The sequence below is a fragment of the Kitasatospora sp. NPDC088351 genome (assembly GCF_040685575.1).
GTDB lineage: Bacteria > Actinomycetota > Actinomycetes > Streptomycetales > Streptomycetaceae > Kitasatospora.
Window position 1 is genome coordinate 119675 of record NZ_JBFBIL010000001.1, and the last position, 18956, is coordinate 138630.

At 72.5% G+C, this 18956-nt stretch carries 18 protein-coding genes, 1 tRNA gene and 1 pseudogene; 2 read left to right on the top strand and 18 right to left on the bottom strand.

Annotation, left to right across the window (positions count from 1 at the left end):
• Positions 1 to 5: 5 nt before the first annotated feature.
• Together AB0P06_RS00475 and AB0P06_RS00480 are read right to left on the bottom strand one after the other, a co-directional pair.
• Positions 6 to 452, bottom strand: a complete 447-nt coding sequence (locus AB0P06_RS00475; protein WP_363603912.1) for a type VII secretion target — start codon at positions 450 to 452, stop codon at positions 6 to 8.
• A gap of 129 nt (positions 453 to 581) precedes the next feature.
• Complete coding sequence (locus AB0P06_RS00480) at positions 582 to 1547, bottom strand: aldo/keto reductase (protein WP_363603914.1); 966 nt, start codon at positions 1545 to 1547, stop codon at positions 582 to 584.
• A 151-nt stretch (positions 1548 to 1698) separates the two neighbouring features.
• On the opposite strand from AB0P06_RS00480, the gene AB0P06_RS00485 reads away from it, so the two are divergent.
• Positions 1699 to 1905, top strand: a complete 207-nt coding sequence (locus tag AB0P06_RS00485) for a hypothetical protein (protein ID WP_363603915.1) — start codon at positions 1699 to 1701, stop codon at positions 1903 to 1905.
• A 44-nt stretch (positions 1906 to 1949) separates the two neighbouring features.
• Here the strand turns inward: AB0P06_RS00485 and AB0P06_RS00490 are convergent, their stop codons facing one another.
• The 8 genes and pseudogenes from AB0P06_RS00490 to AB0P06_RS00525 all read right to left on the bottom strand — a co-directional run bounded on the left by AB0P06_RS00490 (position 1950) and on the right by AB0P06_RS00525 (position 12204).
• Positions 1950 to 3002 carry an endo alpha-1,4 polygalactosaminidase gene (locus AB0P06_RS00490; protein ID WP_363603917.1) on the bottom strand — a complete coding sequence of 351 codons (1053 nt, stop codon included), beginning with the start codon at positions 3000 to 3002 and terminating at the stop codon, positions 1950 to 1952.
• Between the two features lie 23 nt (positions 3003 to 3025).
• The gene (locus AB0P06_RS00495; protein ID WP_363603918.1) at positions 3026 to 3721 is read right to left on the bottom strand and encodes a spherulation-specific family 4 protein; all 696 of its coding nucleotides are present in this window, start codon (positions 3719 to 3721) and stop codon (positions 3026 to 3028) included.
• A complete protein-coding gene (locus tag AB0P06_RS00500; RefSeq protein ID WP_363603920.1) occupies positions 3718 to 4635 on the bottom strand; it encodes an NAD(P)-dependent oxidoreductase in 918 nt (305 codons plus the stop codon). Before AB0P06_RS00500 ends, AB0P06_RS00495 begins: the two co-directional genes overlap by 4 nt.
• A gap of 134 nt (positions 4636 to 4769) precedes the next feature.
• Positions 4770 to 5477 (bottom strand): annotated as a pseudogene (locus tag AB0P06_RS00505) (sugar phosphate nucleotidyltransferase); the annotation flags it as partial.
• Positions 5478 to 5554: 77 nt separating this feature from the next.
• Complete coding sequence (locus tag AB0P06_RS00510) at positions 5555 to 6547, bottom strand: SDR family NAD(P)-dependent oxidoreductase (RefSeq protein WP_363603922.1); 993 nt, start codon at positions 6545 to 6547, stop codon at positions 5555 to 5557.
• Between the two features lie 139 nt (positions 6548 to 6686).
• Positions 6687 to 8213: a hypothetical protein gene (locus AB0P06_RS00515; protein ID WP_363603923.1), complete on the bottom strand. Its 1527-nt coding sequence runs from the start codon at positions 8211 to 8213 to the stop codon at positions 6687 to 6689.
• Positions 8210 to 9736, bottom strand: a complete 1527-nt coding sequence (gene pelF, locus AB0P06_RS00520) for a GT4 family glycosyltransferase PelF (RefSeq protein ID WP_363603925.1) — start codon at positions 9734 to 9736, stop codon at positions 8210 to 8212. The genes AB0P06_RS00515 and pelF overlap by 4 nt, the downstream gene beginning before the upstream one ends.
• Positions 9737 to 9843: 107 nt before the next feature.
• Entirely contained in the window at positions 9844 to 12204 is a 2361-nt protein-coding gene (locus AB0P06_RS00525; protein ID WP_363603927.1) for a hypothetical protein, read from the bottom strand.
• Between the two features lie 412 nt (positions 12205 to 12616).
• On the opposite strand from AB0P06_RS00525, the gene AB0P06_RS00530 reads away from it, so the two are divergent.
• A complete protein-coding gene (locus AB0P06_RS00530) occupies positions 12617 to 13567 on the top strand; it encodes a tyrosine-protein phosphatase (protein WP_363603929.1) in 951 nt (316 codons plus the stop codon).
• Positions 13568 to 13606: 39 nt separating this feature from the next.
• Here AB0P06_RS00530 and AB0P06_RS00535 read toward each other — a convergent pair whose 3' ends face one another.
• The 8 genes from AB0P06_RS00535 to AB0P06_RS00570 form a co-directional block, all read right to left on the bottom strand.
• The gene (locus AB0P06_RS00535; protein ID WP_363603930.1) at positions 13607 to 14539 is read right to left on the bottom strand and encodes an RNA polymerase sigma factor SigF; all 933 of its coding nucleotides are present in this window, start codon (positions 14537 to 14539) and stop codon (positions 13607 to 13609) included.
• A 189-nt stretch (positions 14540 to 14728) separates the two neighbouring features.
• Positions 14729 to 15685 (bottom strand): RNA polymerase sigma factor SigF, encoded by a 957-nt coding sequence (locus AB0P06_RS00540; protein WP_363604198.1) that lies wholly within the window; start codon positions 15683 to 15685, stop codon positions 14729 to 14731.
• 272 nt (positions 15686 to 15957) lie between these two features.
• Entirely contained in the window at positions 15958 to 16251 is a 294-nt protein-coding gene (locus tag AB0P06_RS00545; RefSeq protein WP_363603932.1) for a Dabb family protein, read from the bottom strand.
• 79 nt (positions 16252 to 16330) lie between these two features.
• Positions 16331 to 16495 (bottom strand): hypothetical protein, encoded by a 165-nt coding sequence (locus AB0P06_RS00550; protein ID WP_363603933.1) that lies wholly within the window; start codon positions 16493 to 16495, stop codon positions 16331 to 16333.
• A 484-nt stretch (positions 16496 to 16979) separates the two neighbouring features.
• Positions 16980 to 17069, bottom strand: a tRNA-Ser gene (locus tag AB0P06_RS00555).
• 83 nt (positions 17070 to 17152) lie between these two features.
• Positions 17153 to 17623 (bottom strand): nucleoside deaminase, encoded by a 471-nt coding sequence (locus AB0P06_RS00560; RefSeq protein ID WP_363604199.1) that lies wholly within the window; start codon positions 17621 to 17623, stop codon positions 17153 to 17155.
• 162 nt (positions 17624 to 17785) lie between these two features.
• Positions 17786 to 18283, bottom strand: coding sequence for a hypothetical protein (locus AB0P06_RS00565; RefSeq protein ID WP_363603934.1), 498 nt, complete (start codon positions 18281 to 18283; stop codon positions 17786 to 17788).
• 258 nt (positions 18284 to 18541) lie between these two features.
• A complete protein-coding gene (locus AB0P06_RS00570) occupies positions 18542 to 18778 on the bottom strand; it encodes a hypothetical protein (RefSeq protein ID WP_363603936.1) in 237 nt (78 codons plus the stop codon).
• Positions 18779 to 18956 lie beyond the last annotated feature (178 nt).

Here is an 18956-nt window from a genome sequence, read left to right on the forward strand (position 1 = left end):
CCCCGTCACCGTTCGCCGGAGAGGTTCCGCCCGGTCGCGTCCTCCGTCGCCGTGTAGGCGTCGGCGGTGGTGCGCAGCCGCCGGGCGATGTCGTGGAGCGTGTTTCCCAGCGTCGCCACCTGGTTGTCCCAGCGGATCGCGCGGGCCCGCAGCTCCGGTCCGGTCCGCCAGCCGCCGAGCGTGCCGTACGCGGTGGTGGTCCACTCCTGGGCGCGGTCGTCGACGGCGGAGAAGCACGCGTGGATCTCGTCGACGGTGCCGGCCCGGGCTCTCAGCTCGGCCGGGGTGACGGTCACTTCCGGGCCGGCCGTGGTGCCGGGGCCCGGCCGCGGGTACGTCGTGCCGTCCGCGCCGTCGAACAGGCCGCCCCGGACGGGTTGGCCGGCCGACCGGCGCCAGGTGGCCGTGTGGTCGGTGAAGTCCTGCTCGGTACCCGGTCGTTCGTGGACCATGGTTCATCATGGCGCGTTCCGGCCGTGAACGGCTGGTCCGCGTGCGCGAAAACGCCCGCAGGCTGCGAACAGGACCCGTACGGGGGGCGTGTTCGCAGCCTGCGGGGCGTGCGGGGACCTGCGGTGCGCTCAGGCGGAGGCCCTGTCCAGCAGGGCCGTCTGCTCGGGGGTGAGCCGCAGCGAGGCGGCGGCCAGCAGCGGTGGGAGCTGCTCGACCGTACGGGCGCTGGCGATCGGGGCGGCGACCGTCGGGCGGGCGGTCAGCCAGGCCAGGGCGACCGTGGCGGGCTCGACGCCGTGCTCGCCCGCGACGGTGTCCAGCGCCTCCAGCACCTTGGGGCCGCGCGGGTCGTCCAGGTAGCGGGCGGCGCCCTCGGAGCGGGCGCTCGCCACCCCGGCACCGCCGAGGCGGTACTTGCCGGTCAGGAAGCCGGAGGCGAGCGCGTAGTACGGCACGGTGGCCAGGCCGTGCTCCGCGACCACGTCGGCGAGCGGGCCCTCGAAGGTGGCGCGGGAAACCAGGTTGTAGTGCGGCTGGACCGCGACGTACTTGGCCAGCCCCTCGCGCTCGGAGAAGGCCAGCGCCTCGGCGAGCCGTTCGGCGCCGATGTTGGAGGCGCCGATCTCGCGGACCTTGCCCTCCTTCACCAGCTCGTCCAGCGCGGTGAGGAACTCCTCGACCGGGGTGTCGTCGTCCTGGTGGGTGTAGTAGAGGTCGATGCGCTCGATACCGAGACGGCGCAGCGAACCCTCGACGGAGGACTTGATGTTGGCCGCGCCCAGGCCGAGCGCCTCGGGGTGGAGGCCGACCTTGGTGGCGATCACGATGTCGTCGCGGTTGCCCCGGCTGCGCAGCCAGTTGCCGATGATGGTCTCGGACTCGCCGCCGGTGTTGCCGGGCACCCAGGAGGAGTAGACGTCGGCGGTGTCGACGAAGTTGCCGCCGGCGGCGGCGTAGGCGTCGAGCACGGCGAAGGACTGCTCCTCGTCGGCCGTCCAGCCGAAGACGTTGCCGCCGAGGGAGAGCGGGTGGACGGCGAGGTCGGAGGTGCCGAGCTGCACACTGCGCCCGGCGTCACTGTGGTTTTCGGTCATGGTCGGAGTCAACCCGATCACGGTGGCCCGCATTCCATGATCCGGACAGGCTTCACCCGCTTGTCGCACCGTTGTTGCACTCGCGGGTGGTGAGGGCCGGAGGAGGGTCCGGGGTGTCGGCCGGGCGCGCGGATTCGTTAGAGTCCGTGCCATGGCTGACAACGACTACGACCCCGCCGGCAGCACCCAGATGTTCCGGGCGTTCGTCGACGAGACCCCGGCACCTCAGGCACCGGGCTCCGTCTCCACCTACGGCAGCAGCGGCGGCGGCGGTGGCAACCGCACCGGTGTGATCGCGCTGATCGCGGTCGTCGCGGTGGCCGTTCTGGGTACCGTCATCTGGCTGGCGGTCAAGTAACCCCTCGGTGGACCGCCTGGCGGCGCCCGCCATGTCCGTGGCTCTCAGCAGGGCCGTCGCCAGGCGTCCAGTTCGAGCTTCTTCTGCATCGAGCTGAAGCCCAGACCCTTGGTCCGGGCGCAGAACTTCTCCGTGCCGAGCTTGTACTCGACATGGAAGACCGCCTTGCCCGCCTGGATGAAGGGCGAGAGCCGGTCGCACTCGTTGAACTCGGCGCATTCCTCGTTCACCGCGAAGTCGAACTCGCCGACCAGCGCCGGGATCTGCTCCAGGTCGTTCTTCAGGCCGATCGCCATCCCGCGCTCGTGGGCGAGCGAGGCCAGCATGCGGTTGTACCGGAGCTGGTCCTCGGCGGTCAGCGGGAAGCCGCTCTTCTGGTTGTACGCCTCGATGGTGTCGGGCTCGATGGCGTCGAAGCCCTTGGCCCTGCACATGTCGAAGCGGGCGGCCATCAGCGGCTTCAGCTGGTCGATCTTCCGGATGTCGAACCACTTCTCGCCCTTCCATCCGTTGCCGGAGCCCTGGAGGGCCTTGGCGAAGGCGGCGGAGTCGGGGCGGAAGTCCTCCCAGGAGCCGGCGTTGATGTAGCAGATCACCTTGCGGCCCTTGGCGTGCAGCGCGGCGACCACCGAGGCGTCGTTCTCGAAGCCGTCGATGTCGTAGACCGGTACGTCCACCGACTGGTCGACGCCGTCGCCGAGTTGCCACTGCCAGGCGAGGCCGGGCGCGGGCTGCCAGCGGGCGCCGGCGGGCTGGGGCGGGGTGGCGCCCGGGGTGGTGGTGCCCGGCGCGGTGCCGCCGCCGGGGGTGCCCGGCGTGCCGGTGGCCGGGGTGCCCGGGGCGGTGGCCGGGGTGCCCGGGACGGTGCTGGGCGGGGTGCCCGGGGTGCCCGGGGTGGACGGCGCGTCCGGGGTGCCGGGGGTGCCCGGGCCGCTCGACGCCCCGGGGTCGGGGGTGGCGGTGGCCGCGGGCGGCTGGGCGCCGGTGGCATCGGCCGAGGGGTCGTCCCCGGTGTCCGAGCCTGAGCTGCACGAGGTCGCCAGCAGGGCGGTGGCGAGGGCGATGGCGGCCGGCAGGGGCCGGGTGCGGCGGGTCACGGGTGCTCGAACTCCGGTTCGGATCAGGCCAGTTCGGCGGCGGTCAGGCCGTACGGCAGGGTGCGCCAGGGGTTCTCCCCGGCGCCCGGGACGGCGCAGCCGACGCCGGCCCGGCGGGCGGCGATCAGCGCGGCGGCGTCCCGGGCCTGCTCGGCGGGCACGTCGTACACGAGATGGCAGAAGCGGGCGGCCGCGTGCCGGCCGGTCCACACCGGCAGGGCCATCGAGCGGTACGTCTCCCAGTCGCCCTCGAAGGTGACCAGCAGGTCGGCGAGTCCGACCTCGGCGTAGCCGGGGTCGGGGTGGTCGCCGTGGCCGAACACCACGGTGCCGCACCCGGCGGCCCGGGCCGCGGTGGCCAGCCGCCGGTAGTGGGCCAGCGCGCCCGGGTGGGTGGCGACCTGGTCGAGGTAGACGCCGGTGATCCCGTGCCGCTGGCGGTAGGTCAGCACGTCGGCGACCACGGCCGCGTGCGGCCTCCGGCCGTAGTCGGTGTCGGCGTAGCCGAGCAGCGGCAGGCCGGCCGCGCGCAGTTCCTCGGCGGCCTCGGCGAAGACGTTGTCGGGGGTCTCGCCCGGGCCGTCGGCGAGGTTGAGCACGACGGCGGCGATCCGGCCCGGGTCGGCGGCGGCGACCGCCTGCCAGGCCGCCGGGTCCACCGCGGGGTGGACGTACAGCGGCACCAGCAGGCGGCCGTCGAGGTGGCTGCCGCCCGTCATGCGACGGCCGGGGCGGGGACGGGCTCGGCGGTGCCGAGCCAGAGGTCGCGCAGGGTGTCGGCGAGGCCGGTCTCCGGCTGCCAGCCGAGGGCCCGGGCGGCGGCCGAGACATCGGCCTGCTGCCACGAGACGGCGGCCGAGCGCTCGGAGCCGGCGCCGCTCTCGTCGATCCGGCCGGTGAAGCCGGCCGCCGCGACCAGGCCGTCCGCGATCGCCCGGACCGGCTTCGCCCGCCCGGAGGCGAGGTTGAGCACCCGGGGCAGCGGACCCTCGGCGGTGACCGCCAGACCGACCGCGCGGGCGATGTCCCGGGCGTCGACGAAGTCGCGGTGGGCCGAGAGATCCCCGACCTTCACCACCCCGTCGGCCCCGTCCGGGGCGGCCCGGCGCAGTTCCGCGGCGAGCCGGCCGGGCAGCGAGCCCGCCGGTGCTCCCGGGCCGACCGGGTTGAACACCCGCAGCACCACGGCGTCCAGCGGTGAACCGGCCACCGCGAGGGAGCCGGCCAGCTTGGTGGCGCCGTACACGCCGACCGGGCGGGCGTCGGCGTCCTCGGCGAGCGAGCTCCCGGGTGCGCAGACGCCGTACTCGCCGGCCGAGCCGATGTGCACCAGGCGCGCCGCCGGGGCGCCCTGCCGCAGGGCCTCGGCGAGCACGGCCGGGCCGCGCGCGTTGACCTCGGCGAGAGTGACGGCGCTGCCGGCCACCGCGCCGGCGAAGTTGACCACCGCGTCGGGCGCCAGCGCGGCCAGTTCCTCGCCGAGCGGGCCGGTCCGGGCGGTGGCGAGGTCCAGCCGGAGGTCGTGGTCGGGCCGCCGCCCGGCGGTCAGCACGGTGGCACCGGGCAGCGACCGCAGGACGGCGGCGGCGTGGCGGCCGAGGAAGCCGTCCGCGCCGAGCAGCAGGATTCTCACGCGGCCCGTCCGTCGTTCTCGGGGCCCGCGGCGGCGGTCGCGGGCTGTTCGACGGCGTCCGGCGCGGTGCGGGCGGCCGGGATCGACAGCTCCGAGCCGCTTCCGGGGACGGCGTACAGGCCCTCGACCGGCTCGCCGGGCAGCAGCAGCGAGCGGTTGACCGCGAACTCCGCGTTGGCCCGGTCGTAGTCGTCCGGGCGGCCGATGTCCAGCCAGTAGCCGCTGAACTCGTAGGCGGACGGCGGGGTCTGCGTGGCCAGCAGGTCCAGCACCAGCTCGTCGAAGCCCAGTGGCAGGCCGGGGGTGTACGAGGCCAGGGCCGAGCGGGACACGCCGTACACGCCCATCGAGACCCGGTAGTCGATGCTCGGCTTCTCCTGGAACCCGGTGATGCGGCCGGCCTCGGAGGTCAGCACACCGAAGTCGATCTTCACCTGGCGGGCGTAGGTGGCGATGGTGAGCGGAGCCCCGGACGCCTCGTGGTGCCTGAGCACCCCGGCGAAGTCCAGGTCGGTGAGGATGTCGCCGTTCATCACCAGGAAGTGCTCGGGCAGCCGGTCCTGCATGGTGAGCAGCGGGCCCATGGTGCCGAGCGGGCTGTCCTCGACGGCGTAGCCGACCCGCAGGCCCCACTGTGAACCGTTGCCGACGTAGGCGCGGATGATGTGGCCGAGGTGGCCGATGGCGAGGGTGACGGTCTTGAAGCCCGCGGCGGCGAGCTGGCGCATCACGATCTCCAGGATCGCGTGCTGGTCGCCGATCGGGACGAGTGGCTTGGGGAGCGCGGTGGTGTAGGGGCGAAGGCGTACGCCCTTACCGCCGGCCAGGATCACTGCGTGCATGGTGTTTCCCCCACGGATGATGGTGCGACAGGAGCCTTGGAAATCGGTGCTGGCAGGGAGGGAGGAGCGCGGCGGGGTCAGACGTTGTAGAGACCGGTCTTGTAGCGGGCCAGGTTGGCCGGGTCCCGGAAGAACTCGATCGTCTGCTCCAGGCCCTCCTCCAGGGAGAACCGCGGAGCCCAGCCGGTGGCGGCGCGCAGCCGGGTGGCGTCGGCGACCAGGCGCATCACCTCGGAGTTGGCGGGGCGGATGCGCTGCTCGTCCTCCTTCACCGTGAGGTCGACGTCCATCAGCTTGCCGACCAGGGCGACCAGGTCGCCGACCGAGATCTCGCCGCCGGTGCCGGCGTTGAAGGTCTTGCCGACGACGGTCTCGGCGGGGGCGGTGCCGACCGTGCGGAAGGCGTTCGCGGTGTCCTTCACAAAGGTGAAGTCGCGGGTCGGGCGCAGGTCGCCGAGGGTGATCTCGCGCTCGCCGGCGGCCAGCTGGGCGATCACGGTCGGGATGACGGCGCGCATCGACTGGCGCGGGCCGAAGGTGTTGAACGGGCGCAGCGTGACGACCGGGGTCTCGAAGCTGGCGTGGTAGCTGTCGGCCAGCCGGTCCCCGCCGGCCTTGGAGGCGGCGTACGGGGACTGGGTGTTGATCGGGTGGTCCTCGGTGATCGGCACGGTCTGCGCGGTGCCGTAGGTCTCGCTGGTGGAGGTGTGCACCAGGCGGGGGATCTCCAGGTGGCGCACCGCCTCCAGCACGTTGAGGGTGCCGGTGACGTTGGTCTCGATGTACGAGTGCGGGGCCCGGTAGGAGTACGGGATCGCGATCAGCGCGGCCAGGTGGTAGACCGCTTCGGTGCCCTTGACCAGGCCGTTGACCGAGCCCGGGTCCCGGACGTCGCCGAGGACGATCTCGACCGAGTCCAGCACCTCCTCGGACAGGGTCTCCAGCCAGCCGAAGGACGAGAAGGAGTTGTACTGCACCATGGCGCGGACCTGATGACCGTCGGCGACGAGGGTCTCGACGAGGTGGGAGCCGATGAAACCCTCGGCTCCGGTGACGGCGACGCTGCTCATGCTGGGAGTTCGCTTTCTGGGTTCGGGGACGGCCGAGCGGGTTCGTGGCGGCTCGGCCGTGTTCGGTGCTGTTCGGTTCGGCTGTCGTGTGTGTTCAGCGGTGCTGGGGCCAGCGGCGCTGTCGTTCGGCGGTGCTGTCTCAGCGGTGCTTGGTGGTGCGGCCGAGCACAGGCCCGGCGATGGCGGTGAGGACGACGGCCGCCGCCCCGCAGCCGAACAGCTGCAGGAGCGTCGGATCCACACCGGTCAGCAGCCCGGCGCACTCGGCGCCCGCGGCGGCCAGACAGATCAGGGCGGTGCTCCAGCTGAGCCCGAAGGCGTTCAGCAGCAGCGCCAGCCAGAGTGAGCCGCCGAGCAGCAGCAGCGCACCGAGCGCCGGTACACCGAGCGCCGGGGCGCCGGGCCAGAGCACGGTGGCGGCTGCGTCCAGCGCGGCCACGGTGGTGAGGTAGATGAACAGGCAGCCGAGCAGCACGCCGCCGGTGCGGCGGGTGAACTCCCCGGCGGTGTGGCTGGTGCGCAGCGTGGCCACGGCCATCGCCCGGTAGCGGAAGAGCAGCCACTCGGCGAGCCCGAGGCTGAGCGTCAGCGCGATCATGGCCGGCCCGGTCGGGCTGGCGGACGCCCCCTCGGCCGCGCCGGTGCGGACGGCCTGGTGAATGGTGGCACCCAGGCCGGCGATCAGCGTGAGGGTGCCGACCGCCAGGCCGAACAGCAGGTGCGGCAGCTCGTGCCGCAGCGGCAGCTTCAGCACGGTGGCGTCCTGCTCGCTGCGCAGGCAGCGGACGATCTCGCGGGTGGCCAGCCCCGCCGCCAGCCCCAGCGAGGCCAGCAGGACGACGGTCCGGACCACTTGCGGCACGTCCACGGCGAGCACCACCCCGGCGCCCAGCGCGGACGGCGCCAGCGCCAGCAGCAGGAACTTCTCCCGGCCCAGCACCAGCAGCACGGTGGCGGCGGCCAGATAGCCGGACTGCCCGGCGGCGAAGCAGAGCGAGCCGAGCGGCCCGCCGACCACGTACCCGGCGGTGGCCGCGATCAGCGCGCCCAGCGGCGCGCCGACGGCCAGGCAGATCCCGGCCGCCCGGCGCCGGCCACGGCCGAGCCAGGCGTACGAGCGGTGCGCCAGTGCCTGGTTCCAGGACCAGCTGACCAGGGTGGCGACGGAGAGCGCGAGCATCCCCGACGGCAGGCCGAACCGCATCCGGGTGGCCGCGAACAGGTTGGCGCCGAGCAGGTAGCCGAGGCCCGGCAGGGCGAACACCAGGCCGCGCACCACACAGCGCCAGGGGTCGGCCCGCCAGGGGTTGGCGAACTCCGAACTCGGACCGGGGTAGCGGCGCTGGACCTTCTCGAACAGCTCCTCGGCGACGGTGAAGGCGTCGGGGCGGCCGTACAGCAGCCCGGCCTGCTCGTCGGAGAGGCCGTCGGACTCCAGGAAGGCCGCGATCTCGTACGGGTGGACGGCATCGGCGCAGACGTCGGCGAGCCGCTCGGCGAGCTCGTCCAGCGGGTCCGGGGAGAGCTCCAGCTGCTCCTCGGGCTCGGGACGCTGCTCAGGCAGCACCGGCCGGCGGCGCTTGCGCGGCAGGGTGCGCAACTGGACGGTCTGCTCGGCCCACTCGGGGCCGGCCTCGTCCGGAACCAGGCGAAGAGGACCGCTCATGCGCCCACCTCGCTGCGCCGCGCAACCGCCAGCGGTTGCGCCCAGTCCGCGGCGGGTGCGCCGTCGTCGACCGGGATGGCGTCGTCGACCGCGACCACGCCGTTCGGCAGCCAGCGGGCGGTGCCGAGGAGTTCGGTGTAGATGCCGCGGAAGCCGTCGATGTTCTGCCGGAGGGTGAACTGCTCGATCACCCGCAGCCGGGCCTGCTCGCCCAGCCGGGCCCGGCGTTCCGGGTCGCGGAGCAGTTCGAGGGCGGCGGCGGCCATCGGTTCGGGTTCGCGCGGCGGGACGACCAGACCGGTGTCGCCGACGGCCTCGCGCACGCCGCCCACGTCGGTCGAGACGGTGGAACGGCCGCAGGACATGGCCTCGATCAGGGTGAACGGGAAGCCCTCGCTGATGCTGGAGAGCATCACCACGTTCCCCGCCGCGTACGCGTCGGTGATGTCGGCGACGCGGCCTTCGAAGGCCACCGAGTCGGCGATGCCGAGCTCGGCGGCCAGGGCTATGCAGGTGTCGCGGTACGCCTCGCCACCCTTGGGCGTGCCGCCGAACAGGCGCAGTCGCGCCTCGGGTATCTCGTGCCGGACGATCGCGAAGGCCCGGATCAGGGTCTCCAGGTCCTTGATCGGGTCGACCCGGCCGGCCCAGCTGAGCGTGGGCGTCTCCGGCTCCGGCCCGGCCGGCGGGAAGGCGGCGGGGTCCACGCCGTTGTACACGGTGCGGATGTGGGCGGACGGCGTGCCGCCGCGCTCCTCCCAGCGCCGGTTGTACCGGTTGCCGGGGGTGACCAGCGCGGCCCGCCGGTAGCTCTCCTCGGCGAGCATCCGGTAGAAGCCGAGCAGCAGCGCCTTGACCGGCCAGCGGTAGGGGCCGGTGCGGTAGCCGAGGTAGCGCTCGCGCAGGTAGATGCCGTGCTCGGTGAGCAGAAACGGTACGCCGTACTGCTGTGAGGCGATCAGCCCCGGCAGCGTGGCCAGGCCACCGCTGGCGGCGTGCGCGACGCCGTCCTGCGGCGGCTCGACCGAGAGCGGGCGCAGCGCGTGCTCCAGCAGGTCGGTGGCGTTCAGCGCGTCGTGCAGGGTGGGCCGGGAGACGGCGGTGGAGAGGTAGTCGCGGGTCCAGACGTGCTGGAGGGTGCGCAGGGCGCGCTCGCTGCGCAGCGCCGGGCTGAGCAGCCCGCGCCGGGCGAGGTCGGCGAAGCCGTACAGCTCGGTGCCGAAGTGGGTGGTGTAGACCGGGTCCAGGATGGAGTGCAGGAAGCGCTCGTACGCGTTGAGGAAACGGCGCATCTCCTTGCCGCGTGGCGCCCTCGCCTCGGAGGGCGGGCCCCACAGCGGCGCGGTCGTGACGGACCGTACGTTGGCGGGCAGCTCCCAGGCCAGCGGTTCGTGGCCGGTGCCGGTGACGGCGATGACGTCGAAGTCGACGTCCGGCATGCCCTGGACGAGCTGGTCGCACCAGACGCTCACACCGCCGTGCTGGTGTGGATACGTTCCCTCGGTGAGCAGGGTGACGCGCATGCTTGTCCCCCCTCCTGTCCTTGCGTCAAGCGTCCGGCCTGGGTGGCCGGTCCGGGTGCCGGTGGTGGGGCCGGGGGACGGCCCGCCCCCACCACCGGTATCACCTGTTAGCGGGTGCCGGGCTGGCCGGCGGTCTTCCTGGCGGGTTCGGCCTTCCCCCCGGAGGCCTGACCGCCCTTGGCGCCGCCCTTGGCGTTGCCGTTGGTGCTGCTGCTCGTGACGACGCCCTTGCCCGCCACCGGAGCCCCGCTGCCGGGGACCAGCGTCGGGGCGTCGGTCCGGGCGGTGTCGCCCGGGCCGGCCGGGACGGCGTCGACGGTGCCCTGGGGCACCACCTTCTTGTCGGCCGGCGCCGGAGCCGGCACCGCCTTGGCGGCGGCGGACGGCGCGGCGACGGCCGGGGCCGCCGGGGTTCCGGCCGCGGTCAGCTTGAGCGTGACACTGCTCTGCAGCTGACCGGGCTTCACCCAGCCGGACAGCGTACCGGCGTACGCGGTGCCGAACGCGGCCGACCCGATGGTCATCGTCTGGGTGGTGCCGGCTGGCATGGTGGCCTGGACCTGGACGCCGGTCGGGGCGACCACCGTGACGGTCTCGCCGACCCGGTAGGCGGTGACCTGGCCGGAGGCGAGGGCCGTGTTCCAGGCCGCGCGGCGCTGGAACTCCGCGCCGATCTCGCGCTGCGGCAGGTTCACGATCGGCGCGTTGTCGGCGTGCAGCGAACGATAGGTGGAGAGCACCTTCTCCAGCACCGGGTAGACGATCCGGTCCTCGGACAGGTTCGACTGGTGGACGAAGTGCGGCCGCGGGTCGTTGCTCAGCACGTGGCCGAGGTCGATCCGGGCCTCCAGCGGCACGATGTACGACTGGTAGCCGGTGTTGACGTCCAGCGGCGTGGGCAGGCAGGTGGAGTTGGCGTTGTTCTCGCAGACGCCGCTGCCGCCGTTCGCCGTGCTGGTGTAGATCCAGTTGTACTCGTCCGTCTGCTCCTTCGCCGTGCCGGCGTTGTAGAAGACGTTCATCGGGTAACGCGGCACGGTCAGCACGGACGAGCCGACGGCCCGCTGGGCGGACTCGCGGGAGGCGTCGCTGGCCGTCCACTTGACGCCGTTGGCGGCCAGCGCGGGCGCCAGGTACGGGTTGTCGCTGGTCTCCTGGGGAGCGGTCAGCAGGCCGGAGTGCTCACCGGTGACCAGCTCCGTCCTGTCGATGCCCAGGCTGTGCGCCGCGGCCCAGTCGATGTTGTTCTTGACCTGGGACGAGATGGTGGCCTGGTCGACCCAGACGGTGCTGCCGGAGGCGTTCTTGGTGCACTTCCACGGCACCACCGAGACGTCCTGCAGGCAGCCCAGGTACGGGTGCGTGTAGGTGTGGTTGATCCACCGGTAGCTGGTCTGGTCGGCGATCATCTGGTTCACCACCGGGTCGGTGGTGGTGTTGTGGTCGGCCTTCCAGTCCTCGCTGCCGCCGCCGTTGAACACCATGTCCATGGTGAAGTCGTTGTCGGTCTGCCACTGCTTGGCGTGCTGCGCGTCGGCGGTCGTCATCCGGATCGGGTTGGCCGTCTCGGGGGTGCCGGGCGGGCAGGTGACGTCACCGGGGGTGCACTTGAGCACGGTGTCCCAGCGGTCGTCGGCCAGGAAGACGTCGTCCACGTGGGCCGCGAAGTAGTTGCGGTCGTAGCCGAGGTGGACGCCCTGGGTTATCCAGTCGACTATGCCGCGTGCCAGCAGCCGGTACTGCTGCTGGTACTGGTTGTAGACGAAGGTGACGACCAGTTCCTTGCGGCCGTCGTGGCTGTACTCGCCGACCAGCGAGCCGCGGGCGGTGGAGCCCGGGATCGGCACGTCGACCAGCGGCGTGAAGGACGCGCCGGCCGGCAGCGAGCCGAGCGGGGTGGCCAGGTAGCCGTAGCTCTCGCTGACCGCCGGGTCGTTGTCCTCGAACGGGACGGCGCCCTTGAGGTAGCCGAACGGGCCGGCGGTGCCGGCGGTGGTGACCGCCGCCTGGAAGCCGTCGAGGCTGCCCATGTAGCCGGGGTTCTGGGCCCAGTTGAGACCGACGTCCGGGCGGGCGTAGGTGTAGGCGTCGACCTGGCGGACGCCGAAGGCGGCCTCGTAGGCGGCGAGGGCCGCCATCTCGGCCGACCCGGCCGCGAACGGGTTGTCGTTGGGCATCACGACGCCCTGGAACTTCCCGCGCGGCTGCCCGTTGACGGTGTCGCTGAGGAACGCGGCGTCGATCACCGGGCGGTTGGCGTCGTTGAGGTTGATGAGCTTGTAGGGCGTGCCCTGGCTCTTCAGCTCGGCGGCGATGGCCGCCGTCGCGGGCCCGCCGTCGTCGATCACCAGGACCGTGAGGTCGATCCTGGGGGCCGTGGTGACACCGTGTGCGAGGGACGTCTGCAGGCCACCGGCCAGCAGCACGGCCGCCGCGCAGACGGCAACTCTTCGGGTCGCTCGACCCATGTGTGTTCCTCCCCTGGGCAGAGCGCTCCGCTGCTCGGCACTCGCCTGCCCTGTCGCTGTTCGCGGGGCAGCAGACTGCCCGCGCCCATCCTGGTGGAGACTCCGCCCCGATTGGGACCGAAAAGGCGGGAGTGCAGCGAATCTGTTACCAACGTTCATGGCGATGCCATGGAGGCGCCGATTGTGGCCGGAACCGCACTGGTTGCGCAAATAACGAATTGAAAATTAAAGACCGGAGCCGGAGTGTTACCGCTGGTCACGCATCGTATGGCGGAGGCGGTTCGGCGGCACCCTACACTGGCGGCGTCGCGCATGACACTCTTGCACATCTGCCGCTTCCAGTGGGCAGGTTCATGCAATATCCGGCGGCTTGTGCCATGCCGGAGCCCGAATATCCAATGGAGGCCGTCGCGTGACCGAGCAGCAGACCGAGACCCCCGCAATCCAGCACGCCGGGAAAACGACGCAGCCGTCGGCGCGGGCGGCCGAGGCCGCCCGGACCCTCGGCCTGCGCGGGGCCGTCAACGCCCGTGACCTCGGCGGCTACCGGACGGCCGACGGCCGGCGGTTGCGGCACGGCGTCGCCCTGCGCAGCGACGGCCTCAACCGGCTCACCGACGAGGACCTCCGCCTGCTCGGGGTGCTCGGCCTGCGCCAGGTCGTCGATCTGCGCAGCCTCGACGAGGTCCGCGAGGCCGGACCGGACCGCATCCCCGGCCTGCCGGTCGCCGAGATCGCGGCCGCCGAGCTGTCCGCCACCCCGATCACCGTCGAGCGCACCACCCCGGACGGTGTGACCCTGCACCATCTGCCGGTCTTCGCCGCCCACTTCGACATCTACGTCGCGCTGCGCGACGCCCTGGCCGACCGCAGCCCGGAGAGACAGCGCGCGCTGCTCGGCGACGGCCGGGCCACCGCCATGATGACCGGCCTCTACCGCTGGTTCGTCACCGACCCGGTGGCCCGCGAGCGCTTCGCCACCGTGCTGCGCCTGCTGGCCGCGCCGGACGGGCCACCGCTGCTGTTCCACTGCTCGGCCGGCAAGGACCGCACCGGCTGGACGGCGGCCGTCCTGCTCACCGCTCTCGGGGTGGACCGCGAGACGGTCTTCGCCGACTACCTGCTGACCAACGAGCGCTCCGCCGCGATCGTGGAGGCCGTCGTGGACGGCTTCGGCACCCGCGGTCTGATGCGGGAGCCGGAGCTGCTGCTCCCGGTCTTCCGGGCGGAGCGCTGTTACCTGGAGGCGGCCTTCGAGGAGGTCGCCTCGGGCTGGGTCACCTTCGACAAGTTCTGGCAGGACGGCCTGGGGCTGGACGACGAGGTGCTGGCGGGCCTGCGCGCCAACCTGCTGGAGCCGTAGGCCGGCCGGGAGCCCGCCCGCCCCGGCCCGGCCGTCGGTTCAGCCCTCGCTGATCAGGCCCTCGCGCAGCTGGGTGAGGGTCTTGGTCAGCAGCCTGGAGACGTGCATCTGGGAGATGCCGATCTCCTCGCCGATCTGAGACTGGGTGAGGTTGCCGAAGAACCGCAGCATGATGATCCGGCGCTCGCGCGGCGGCAGCTTGGCCAGCAGCGGCTTCAGCGACTCCCGGTACTCCACGCCCTCCAGGGCGAGGTCCTCGTAGCCGAGCCGCTCGGCCAGCGGGCCGTCGCCGTCCTCCTCGCCCGGGCTGGAGTCCAGCGAGCTGGCGGTGTACGCGTTGCCCACCGCCAGGCCCTCGACCACGTCCTCCTCGCTGACGCCGAGGCAGCCGGCCAGCTCGGCGACGGTGGGGGAGCGGTCCAGCCGCTGGGCCAGCTCGTCGCCGGCCTTGGTGAGCGCCAGCCGCAGCTCCTGGAGCCGCCGCGGCACCCGGACCGACCAGCTGGTGTCCCGGAAGAAGCGCTTGATCTCGCCGACCACGGTGGGCATCGCGAAGGTGGGGAACTCCACCCCGCGCTCCGGGTCGAACCGGTCGATCGCCTTGATCAGGCCGATCGTGCCGACCTGGACGATGTCCTCCATCGGCTCGTTGCGGCTGCGGAAACGCGCCGAGGCGTACCGGACCAGCGGCAGGTTGAGCTCGATCAGGGTGTCGCGGACGTACGTGTGCTCCTCGCTGCCGGCTTCCAGGGCGGCCAGCCGCAGGAAGAGCGAGCGGGAGAGCGTCCGGGTGTCCAGCCCGGCGCCGGGTGGTGCCTCCGGAGCGGGCGCGGCTCCCGGAGCGGCCTCGGGCTCCGGGCCGGTCCCGGGCGGTGCGGCCGGGCCCCGCTGGAGCGGGATCCGGTCGACGGCGACCGCCGTGCCATTGGCCTGACCAGCGTGGATCTCCGCAGTGCCCAGTTCGCCGGACATGCACCCACCCCCTCGTGACTGACAGTTGAACGGGTGCCGTCGCGCGATGGTTCCCGGCGACGCCCTCCCCCTCCATACCGGAACACGGTCCACGGCAAACCCGAACGTCGCAAGATGTCACGCCTCGGTAACGCGCAGCAATCTTGATCCGGCCGGTCGGTTCGCCGGGTTCCGGCGGGTTTGCGGGGCCTACTCCTCCCAGGAGTTGCCGGTCCGAAGCCGGGTCAGGATGCGTGAGAGCAGCCGTGAGACATGCATCTGGGACATCCCCAGCTCGGTACTGATCTGCGACTGCGTCAGGTTGGCGAAGAATCGCAGCATGACGATCCGCCGCTCCCGCTCCGGCAGCTGGACCAGCAGGTGGCGGACCATGTCCCGGTGCTCGACCTCGGCCAGCGCCGAGTCCTCGTAGCCGAGCCGGTCGAGCAGGGCGAGCCCGCCCTCGTGCTCCTGCGCCGCCTCCAGTGAGGCCGCGTTGTACGCCCGTCCGGCGTCGAGGCAGGCCCGGACGTCCTCCTCCGGGATGCGCAGGCTGGCGGCGATCTCGGGCACCTTGGGCGCCCGCCCGTGGACCACCGTCAGCTCCTCCATCGCCCCGCTGACCTGCACCCAGAGCTCCTGGAGCCGGCGTGGTACGTGCATGGTGCGGACGTTGTCCCGGAAGTACCGCTTGATCTCCCCGAGGATGGTCGGCAGCGCGTAGGTCGGGAACTGCACCCCCCGGGTCGGGTCGAACCGGTCGATCGCGTTGATCAGGCCGATCGTGCCGACCTGGACCACGTCCTCCATCGGCTCGCTGCGGCTGCGGAAGCGGGTGGCCGCGTAGCGGACCAGCGGGATGTTGACCTCGATCAGCGCGGCCCTGACCCGCTCCCGTTCGGGGGTGTCCGGGGGCAGCTCGGCGAGCCGCTCGAACAGCACCCGGGTCAGGGTCCGGACGTCCACGACGGGGCGGCCGCCGGGGCCGCGCAGGCCGTCCGGCCGCAGTTCGCCGGCCGGGCCGATGACGGCGGCCAGCACCTCGTCCCCGGGCTGTGCCGCCGGGCGTACGGCGGCCTGCGCGGGGGGTTGCGCAGGTGGTTGCGCAGGTGGCTGCGCGGCGGATGGTCCGGTGCCGGTGCCCGGCGCACTCCCTGGTGTCCGCACGGACACGTCACCCCTCCCGAAGTCGACAATGATGGGACCTGCGGAGCGGGTGTCGCGTCTCGTTTCACCACCTCGCCATGTCCGGCAAAACCGGTCATAGCATCACAAGGCGGGCGCAGGCGGGCAAGCACCGCGCTGAGGTGTGTTGGTGCCGGGCCGGCGCCGCGCCGGGCCCGGCGGAGGGTGCCCGGAGGGGCGTTCGCGGACAGGGCGAGGCGCCCCGCCCGGGTCTCGGGCAGGGCGCCGCAGGCCGTCCGGGGGGTGCTCCGGGATCAGACCTCGATGTCGGCGATCACCCAGGTGGCGAACTCGCGCCACTGGCCGGCCGCGGCCTGGTGCGCCGGATGGGCGATGTAGGACTGCAGCGTCTCGCGGTCCTCGACCAGGCTGTTGATCGCGTAGTCGTAGGCGATGTCACGGTCGGTGGTGTTCCAGCCGCACTCCCACTCGCGCAGCTCGGGGATGACCGAGCCGAGCGCCTCGAACGCCTTGGCGCCGGCGACCGCGCGCTCGTCGTCCTTGCCGACGCCTTCGTTGAGCTTGAACAGGACCAGGTGCCGGATCACGATGCCGCTCCTAGCGGACGGGGTTTGAGGGTCCCGCCCACCGTAGCCGGTGCCCCCGGGGCCGAACGAGCGACCCCGGCTACTTCACCAGCCCGGTCATGAAGGTGCCGACCGCCTTGGCCGCGTTCGAGATCCCCTCGAACCCCAGCTGCACGAGCTCGGCGGCCCGGGTCGGCGAGGTGATGATCGTGTAGAGCACGAAGATGAGCAGGAGAACCATGCCGATTTTCTTCGCCTGCGCCATCTGATGACCTTCCTCCCTGCCGTGGGTCGCCGCCATTCGGTCCCCGAACGTCCCTCTGCAGTGGCAGCTTATCCACCGGACGGCCCATCAAGTGTGCGACGCGTTCACCCGGCGGGACGAAGGTCCCCGTGAGTGGGGCCTTTCTCCGGGTGCCCGGAGGCGGGTGGTGAAGCAGGATGGGTGATGTGCCGAGGATCTGGCAGGAATCCCCCGGCACGTGGATCCGGAGTTCCCCGCTGTGGGACCGGGCGCCGCGACTCCCCCCGACGCGGCCCCGGTTGTGGGACTCCGCCCGGGGGAGCGGTCATCCCCCCGAACCGCTCCCCCCTCCAGGCTCCGTACTCGCCGGGCGTTGGTGGTCATCGGCCCCGGGTACGGAGCTTTTCCATGTCCGGCGGTCGGCGCGGCGCACCGGCGTGGCGCGGAACGAACGGTGGAACGACGAAGGGCCCCGACCGTCTCCGGTCGGGGCCCTTCGTGATGCTGGCGGTAGCGGTGGGATTCGAACCCACGGTGGAGTTGCCCCCACACACGCTTTCGAGGCGTGCTCCTTTGGCCGCTCGGACACGCTACCGAGGGGAACTCTACCGGACGGGTGGCGCCGTCACGAAATCCGTATCGGGGCGCCCGTTCAACGGCGGGTGTCAGTGGTGGGCGTCAGCGGTGGGTGTCGAAGAACCCGCGCAGCTGCGCGCCGCACTCCTCGGCGAGGACGCCCCGGATCACCTCGGGGCGGTGGTTGAGCCGGCGGTCGCGCATCACGTCGAAGAGCGAGCCGGCCGCACCGGCCTTCTCGTCGAGGGCGCCGTAGACCACCCGGTCGATCCGGGACAGCACGATGGCGCCCGCGCACATGGTGCAGGGCTCCAGGGTGACGACCAGTGTGCAGCCGGTCAGCCGCCACTCGCCCTCGCGCCGTCCGCCGGGCGTGGCGCGGGCGGCCGTCCGCAGGTTCTCGGCAGCCTGCCGGATCGCGACCACCTCGGCGTGCGCGGTCGGGTCGCCGACCGCCTCGCGCTCGTTGTGGCCGCGTCCGATCACCTCGCCGTCCGGGCCCAGGACGAGCGCCCCGACCGGGACGTCCCCGGTGGCCGGCGCCAGCGCGGCCTCGGCGATGGCGAGGCGCATCGGCGCCGCCCAGCGGTCACGGACCGGGTCGGGGCGGACGGGGGCGGGCAGCGGGGCTATCCGCGGGGCTATCTGCTGGAGGTCTGGCTGCGGGTCTGTCTGCGGGGCGGAGGCGGACTGCATGGCATCCAGTGTCCGGCATCCGGCGATGGGCACCGGCCGCTACCGGACCGCCTCCAGGACCTCGCCGCAGCCGAGGGCCTCGGCGATCTCCTCCAGGGCGTCGCCCGGCACCGCGCCCTCGCCGCTGAGGGCCAGCAGTTCGTCGGAGGAGAGCCCGAACTCGGTGAGCAGGTGGGCGTCGCCGAGCGGGCCGACCGGGACGCCGCCCCGCAGGGCGGCCTCCTCCTCGTCCTCCTCCTGCGCCTCCGTCTCGTCCTCCAGCTCGGCGACCAGGTTGTCGAGGTCGCCGAACTCGCTCTCGCCGGCCTGGTCGACCAGCTCGTCGGTGAGGACGGAGCCGTAGGAACTGCGGGCGGCCGCGGCGCCGTCCGACACGAAGATTCGAGGATCCTCCTCACCGTCCACCCGGACGATGGCGAACCAGGCATCCTCCTGTTCGATGAAGACCAGGACGCTGTCGTCGCCCTGCGAGGCCGCGCGGGCGAGATCCGCCAGATCGGCCAGGGTTTCGACGTCGTCGAGCTCCGTCTCGCTCACATCCCACCCGTCCTCGGTGCGAGCAAGCACTGCAGCGAAGTACGCCACCAGGGACACTCCCAGATCTCGGTCTCGGCTGTCGGCGCGTTTGGGCAACGCGGAATCTGGCCGCCCCCGCGCCAGAGGCGGTCCGCTGTTCGGACCGTCCCATCGGAATCGTGACAGAAAGCCCGCCTTTGCGGGGGGTGTTCTGCAGCGCGTCTTTGCAGGTCGTGTCGGAAGCGCCGGCCGGGAGCCGGTGGACGGCCGTCGGGCCCGTCAGATTCGGAAGGTTCGCATCCGCATGGCTTCGCGCATGCGGCGTTCCTTGGTCCGCCGGGGCTGGACCCGCTCGCGCAGCTCGCGTGCCTCGGCGAGTTCGCGCAGGAACACGGCCCGCCGCTTGCGGCGTTCCGCCTCGGTCTCCGGATGGTCCGGGGGCGGGGCCGAGAGGCCGCCCGACGGGCCCGTGGGCTCGTCCGCCGAGCCGTCCCCGGTCCTCGGGTTGCTCGTCATAAGAGGTCACATTCCCAAATCGGCCCGATTGATACCACAGGAGGCCTTTCCGTCCTCACCTTCTCGGTGCGTCACGGCGTGTCATGACTGAGTGAGCCCGGCGGGGCACCGGGTCGGCCGCCGGGTCATCCGGGCGGGTCGCGGCGTGTCGTACGGGTGTCCGGTCCCGGGCTATCGT